This is a genomic window from Xenorhabdus sp. Sc-CR9, from assembly GCF_963897815.1.
Lineage (GTDB): Bacteria > Pseudomonadota > Gammaproteobacteria > Enterobacterales > Enterobacteriaceae > Xenorhabdus.
This window is the reverse complement of sequence record NZ_CAWQTY010000009.1, coordinates 1-6,109: the sequence shown is the minus strand read 5'-3', so window position 1 is coordinate 6,109 and position 6,109 is coordinate 1. Positions and strand designations below refer to the sequence as shown.

Genomic DNA, 6,109 nt, shown 5'->3' with positions numbered 1-6,109 from the left:
ACCGCTTCCAGCTTAAATTCAACGGAATAGTGGCGTTTGGTCGGTTTCAATTTCATTGTCATACCTCATTGTCATGTTAATAACATTAGCAGGCTTTTGAGGTGTCCGGATTTAATGTACTACTACAAACTGATTGCCGGTGAGGTGCAGACGCAATATGCTGTCTGTGCCCCGACCGGAGAACCGCTGGCGCTGTTTGACCCGCAAGGCCACCGTGTCTGGCGCCGGCCGCCGCAGAGCCTGTACGGGCTGCGTCTGGGGGTATTGGGGGAAAATGCGGAACTGAACCCGGGCTTAAAATTCGCCGGCCAGTGGCTGGATGAGGAAAGCGGGCTGGTCTACAACCGGTTTAGGTATTACTCGCCAGTGGCCAGTTGTTACCTGACACCGGATCCGATTGGCTTACAAGGTGGTTTTAATCCCTATTCATACGTCCTTAACCCAACCAGTTGGATCGACCCATTCGGGTTAGCACCTTGTCCAACCCCGCCTAAAAAAAATCAACCTAACTAAAGATGGTGTTCAGCATGTTAAGGATAGGCATGTTGGTAACGTTCCTGGCTGGTCACACAAGAGTAAGTGGACTCTCAATAATGCTGATGTCAAATCAACCATAAGGAATGTATTCCGTAAGCCAGATAGAGTTATTCGCGATGGTGATCGTTTTATATATGAAAAAACTTTGAAAAGGGATGTAGGTATAACCCCAGAGGGGGAAATGTTGAATAAAGTAAGGGTTGTGACTGAATCAAATGGTGATCTAGTTACGGCATTCCCGCAAAGTGTGTTTAAAGATCTTAAGCCAACCGATGTGATTTTTTGAGGATATTATGGGACTAGATATACATTTTACGACAAAAAATAATGAAATTATTCATGTTGTTATGAGCGAAACCCTACATTCAAATATATTCTCCTCTTCAACCAGATGGAGTAGTGCAAAGAATTTAAGAAAGATTAAGGATTACTATAAAACTGATTGTTTATTGAAGAACAAGGATGCCAGTTCTTTTATTCACGAATTGTCTGAAATGAAAGACAGAATCATTGAAGGAAAAGATGAGCTGCATAAGATCATTGAAAAAATAAACGGAAAAGAAATCAGTTTTATTAGAATAAGCGGTGATTAGTAAACCTTGAAATCAGCCGGAAGATCCCCGTGATCTTCCGGCTTTTTTATTTACCGTGGCGAGTACCCGTGCCAGGCCAGCGCCGACTGTAACCGCCCGATCGCATCCTTAATCAGCCAGGCTTCATTGTCATTTACCGCACAGGCGCGTATCTCCGCCCAGCTCAGCGTAAGCGTACGGGGAACCCCACCTAGCCAAGGTAAATTTGCTGATTAAAATAGCCTCACTTCTTCTTATTATGGAAAAAGCCCACATGAGCCAATCTAGGTTTACTCAAGCCGAGTGGCGGGATCTGTTTGAACAACAGAAAAAATCTGAACTGACGGTCCCGCAGTTTTGCCAAAAAATCGGGGTGTCGACCACCCGGTTCTATCACCACCGCCAACGTGCCTCCCATCCACCGGAAAAGCGGTCTGAGCCAGCTGCCTCGTCTGCTTTTATTCAAGTCAGCACCGCTCAGAAAAATCTATGGTCCCCACCTTTTTTGCAACACTGATTTTTGATTGATGTTGGCTTGCTTAAATCTATCCGGCGTCACTATGGGCAGGGATGCCCGCGCCCCGATGAGTTCCGCACCTGATAAGCCTAAAAATCCGCACGGCTTCAGAGAGCCATTTTTTATGTCAGGATTCTATCAGGTCGATAAGCCGTTCATGTCATCAATAATCAGTCTTCGCAAAACCAGATTGGGAACTGCTTTAATTAACGATTAACCTGCCCGTCAGACTGGCGGCGTCGTTACCTTTCGAACACCGTTTGCCGTGTTGTGATTGCCCAGGCTATCCGGGCTAATTTGTTGGCCAGCGCACAGGCCACAACATTTGAGTGTTTTCGCTCAAGCTGAGCCTTTACCCATTCAGCCAGTCTTCCTGACTGATAATCGATTCTCTGGATAAAGACCCTGGCGCACTGGACAAGTAACCGTCGCAGATTTTTGTCTCCGCGTTTACTTATCCCTAAGAGCGTATTTTTGCCGCCCGTGCTGTACTGGCGTGGTACCAGACCGGTTGAAGCAGCAAAATCCCGGCTACAGCCATACTGCTTACCATCGCCCAGCTGCGATGATAAGACGCTGGCAGTTATCGGACCCACGCCCGGTATTGTCTGAAGACGCTGTCCTGTTTCATCACGTCTCAGCTCCTGCTCCAGTGCCGTCTCAAGCTCGGTGATCTGTTCGACAAGGTAAAGATAATGGGCATGTAAACGCATCAGCAACTGTGCCAGATAGGGAGGAAGTGCGTTCTCTGCCAGGACGGTTGAAAGTCTTTTTATCACGGCGGTTCCGATCGGCATACTGATGCCAAATTCCAGTAAAAAAGCCTGCATCTGATTAGTGGTTTTAACCCTGTCTCTGACCAGTGATTCCCTGACCCGATGCAGGGCGCGCATAGCTTGTTGCGCCTCTGTTCGTGGTTGCACAAATCGCATGGAGGGACGGGATGCAGCTTCGCATATGGCTTCAGCATCCACAAAATCGTTCTTGTTGCTCTTTACAAAAGGACGGACAAATTGTGGAGAAATCAGCTTCGCTTCGTGACCAAAAGCAGCGATCCGGCGAGCCATAAAGTGAGCACCGGCGCAGGCTTCCATGACAACAGTCGCTGATGGCGATCCCGCTAAAAACTCCATCAGTCTGGCGCGGGTAAATTTTTTACGCAGCAGGGCCTTTCCTGATTTGTCCTGACAGTGAACGTGGAAAGAATGTTTGCCGAGATCAATACCAATAAGCGTAACGTTTTGCATGATGGCCTTCTCCTGAAAGAAACACCCTGCCAGCATACCGCTCACAGGGGGGTGGGGACCATCTCATTATCCACCTCAATCGTCAGGGCTTCGCGATTAAAATCATCAATGATATTGAGTAAACGCACTGAGCGCCCATCGGATAACTGATAATGCATAAAATCCATTGACCAACTTTCATTCGGGGTGTCAGGGACTTTCAACGGTTCAGGTTGTTCGCGCTTTAAGCGTTTTTTAGGCTTTATGCGTTTGTTCAGAGCCAGTTCACAATAAATTCGGTAAACCCGCTTATGATTCCAATGAAATCCTTTCACGTTGCGTAAATAAAGGTAGCAAAGCCCGAATCCCCAGTTACGTTGTTGTGCTGTTATTGTGAGTAACTATTCCGCAATCTGCTGATTTTATGAAGATAATCGGCCTTATAGTGATAACTGCTTTCACTGATCCGAAAGATCCGACACGCCCGACGAATGCTAATGGACTTCTGCTCAACCGCGTTTTTTGCCATCTGTCGACGCTGAGCAGGCTTTACCACTTTTTTACCATGGCTTCCTGAATAATCTCGGCTTTTAGTCGCTCTTCAGCATACATTTTTTAAGGCGTCGGTTCTCTTCTTCCAGTTCTTTCAAGCGAGTCATTAGAGAGGCGTCCATTCTTCCATATTTGGCTCGCCATTTGTAAAAGCTGGCACTGCTGATGCCGTGTTCACGACACAGTTCTGGCACGGGAGCACCAGCTTCAGCCTGTTTCAGAATGGTTAAGATTTGGCTGTCAGTAAAACGTGACTTTTTCATAAGGTTTCAATCTCCTCTAAGACATTATAGTTGTATGAGAAAATGCTACTTATGAACACTCCGGTATTTAGGGAGGATTACCGAATGAATGAGTGATAAGACTTCAATTTTCAAGATAAAAAGTAATATGGTTATTTATAATGCCTGATTCAGCGGTTATCCCGTTTTGACACACCTGAGATTGATTTGTCACCTTTTCCCGCTACGACACACTGCTAATCATGTCTGCGCTGATGGTTGTGCATTATCTGCACCGATCATTGTGGGTGGCGGGTGTGTTGTAATGGGATAAATGAGTGATAAGGCATCAATTTTCAAGATAGAAGGTGATGTGTCTATCCGGAATACCTTATTCAGCCTCTAATAGCTTCCCGTTTCGACACACCTAAGATTGATTTACCATCTTTCTCCCACTTTGGCACACCGTTGATAATATCTGTACTGATGGTTGCATTACCTGTATTGAGCGTTGTGGGTTCGAGTGTGTCGTAATGGGATGAATAAGTGATAAGGAATCAACTTTGCGTATCAGGTGATTTTGAGGCGTGAGGCCATCAAATAAGAACGTTACAGGGGGAAAAGTTTGAAGAGGCGGTGTTCTTAACATGGCAGCAAGTACCGTCTGGCGAACTAAATTTGATTAAAATAAAGTTCCGGGTAGAAAAACAGTGTCCTGTCGGTAGGCTGAGAGAGATGTAATAGCTATCTCTCTTTTTCATACTTCGAATAGCCCCGATTTTCTAAGCACCTTAACAGTGAATCAACCAAACGTCTACATGGTGTTGCAATTTCTATTGTGGGTAATGCACGCATTTTATTCTAACCTAGCTGTCTCCATCTTTATGGCTAAGTTCGGCTTCTAGCTCTTCAATACTAGGTAAACTGGATTTCAAGTCTTCTGGTAAGGCGCGGGTTAACTCATAGTCTGAAATGCCAATGGGTTTTTGTATTCCACGTAATGAGTATTCCGCCAATATCCGATCCTTAGTTTGGCACAAAATCAAACCAATAGTAGGTTGATCGGTAGGATGTCGCAGCTTGTCATCGACCACAGAACAATAAAAATTCATCTTACCAGCATGTTCAGGTTTAAACTCTCCTCGCTTCAGTTCAATAACAACAAAAGCTCTCAGCTTCAAATGGTAAAAGAGTAAATCGATATAGTAATCTTGTTCGCTTACAGTTATGGGATATTGTCGCCCAACAAAAGCAAAACCTTCGCCAAGTTCAAGCAGGAATTTTTCAAGGTGTTTGAGCAGCTCCGTTTCCAATTCACGTTCTTTAAAGGGTTCTGACAGAGTGAGAAAATCAAAAATATAAGGATCTTTTAAGGTCTGTTGTACCAACTCGGATTGAAAGACAGGCAGCAGATTTTTGAAGTTATTCACAACTGAACCTTGCCGGGTATAGGCATTATTTTTTATCATTTGTAACAAAGATTCACGGCTCCAACCCTGTATCAGCACCTGTTCTGCATACCAAAATCTCTCAGTTTGATCTTTTATCTTCTCAATAAGAAGGATATTGTGTCCCCACGGCAATTGTGCCACAACCTGTGGCACAATTGCCGAAGTGGCTTTTTCATTTCCATTTGATAGAAAGGCGTATTCTCGGTAGAACCGCAGCATCCGTTTTAGATTTCGTTCGGAGAAACCTTTTACTTCAGGTAACTCATTAGCAATATCTCGTGCTAGTTTAGGAATGATCCCCGCACCCCATCCCTGTAGCATTTGGCGCTGATGGAGTATGTGACCAATGTCCCAATACATTTGAATGAGTTCCGTATTTACGGCTTGAACCGCCCTCAACTGGCCGCAGTGGATACGTTCTTTTACATCAATGAGTAATGAGGTATAAACTTGTAGTTCTAATGTCATAATCTACTATCTTTTTTAATTATTTATAAACAGAATATGCTTTCTCCCATTATCCCATGTTAGACCATTTTGATTAGCTTAGCATAAAAACCCCATCAAAACAGACAGAATCTTATCGGCCGCACAGAAATTTAATTACAAATAGTTACAATACTTATTACATATATTTACATTGGTATAGTTACCAAAAGATATTTTCTGACAGAGAAAAGGGATAGCGCGGATTTGCACATTAAAATTATTCATTACAAAGGTGAATATTGATAAGCATACAATCAGAATGAGTTATCTTAAATGTGGCAAGTTTTCGGTTTTAGTAATTTTTACCCTTATATTTCATAGGGTTTATCTACCAAAGGGAATTATTTCAACATGAATATTACACACTACACAACAGCACACATCATCAACATGACAACAGAATTACACATTGACCCCCAGGGCAATCGCATCTAAAATTCATTGACAATGATTGAGTTTCATGTCGTTATGCTGCTTTTAAAGTCAACCCTTATGTCCTCTGTCAGCCCTTTGTTACAGCATTTTGCCTCACTTGAAGACCCCC

Annotated in this window: 6 protein-coding genes and 1 pseudogene; 3 read left to right on the top strand and 4 right to left on the bottom strand. The window is 43.9% G+C overall.

The genetic code is table 11. From position 1 onward, the window contains the following. Positions 1 to 114 precede the first annotated feature (114 nt). Positions 115 to 513 (top strand): RHS repeat domain-containing protein, encoded by a 399-nt coding sequence (locus AACQ81_RS00385; RefSeq protein WP_272903129.1) that lies wholly within the window; start codon positions 115 to 117, stop codon positions 511 to 513. Between the two features lie 317 nt (positions 514 to 830). Then, a complete protein-coding gene (locus AACQ81_RS00380; protein ID WP_041982252.1) occupies positions 831 to 1,130 on the top strand; it encodes a hypothetical protein in 300 nt (99 codons plus the stop codon). 50 nt (positions 1,131 to 1,180) lie between these two features. On the opposite strand, the gene AACQ81_RS19635 is transcribed toward AACQ81_RS00380, so the two are convergent. Beyond that, a complete protein-coding gene (locus AACQ81_RS19635) occupies positions 1,181 to 1,297 on the bottom strand; it encodes a DUF7706 family protein (protein ID WP_443089579.1) in 117 nt (38 codons plus the stop codon). Positions 1,298 to 1,368: 71 nt separating this feature from the next. Between AACQ81_RS19635 and tnpA the strand changes: the two genes are divergently transcribed. After that, on the top strand, positions 1,369 to 1,626 hold the full coding sequence (tnpA, locus tag AACQ81_RS19630; RefSeq protein ID WP_443089578.1) for an IS66 family insertion sequence element accessory protein TnpA: 258 nt from the start codon (positions 1,369 to 1,371) through the stop codon (positions 1,624 to 1,626). Between the two features lie 242 nt (positions 1,627 to 1,868). Here tnpA and AACQ81_RS00375 read toward each other — a convergent pair whose 3' ends face one another. The 3 genes and pseudogenes from AACQ81_RS00375 to AACQ81_RS00365 form a co-directional block, all read right to left on the bottom strand. Next, positions 1,869 to 2,873: an IS110 family transposase gene (locus AACQ81_RS00375; protein WP_237388340.1), complete on the bottom strand. Its 1,005-nt coding sequence runs from the start codon at positions 2,871 to 2,873 to the stop codon at positions 1,869 to 1,871. A 68-nt stretch (positions 2,874 to 2,941) separates the two neighbouring features. Then, positions 2,942 to 3,667: pseudogene (locus tag AACQ81_RS00370) on the bottom strand (transposase); the annotation flags it as partial. 824 nt (positions 3,668 to 4,491) lie between these two features. After that, entirely contained in the window at positions 4,492 to 5,544 is a 1,053-nt protein-coding gene (locus AACQ81_RS00365) for a PDDEXK nuclease domain-containing protein (RefSeq protein WP_237388339.1), read from the bottom strand. Between the last annotated feature and the right edge of the window lie 565 nt (positions 5,545 to 6,109).

Excerpts from the sequence above, each read along its gene's own strand:
- AACQ81_RS00385 (WP_272903129.1), top strand. The coding sequence starts at position 115 with ATGTACTACTACAAACTGATTGCCGGTGAGGTGCAGACGCAATATGCT.
- AACQ81_RS00380 (WP_041982252.1), top strand. The coding sequence starts at position 831 with ATGGGACTAGATATACATTTTACGACAAAAAATAATGAAATTATTCAT.
- tnpA (WP_443089578.1), top strand. The coding sequence starts at position 1,369 with ATGGAAAAAGCCCACATGAGCCAATCTAGGTTTACTCAAGCCGAGTGG.
- AACQ81_RS00375 (WP_237388340.1), bottom strand. The coding sequence starts at position 2,873 with ATGCAAAACGTTACGCTTATTGGTATTGATCTCGGCAAACATTCTTTC.
- AACQ81_RS00365 (WP_237388339.1), bottom strand. The coding sequence starts at position 5,544 with ATGACATTAGAACTACAAGTTTATACCTCATTACTCATTGATGTAAAA.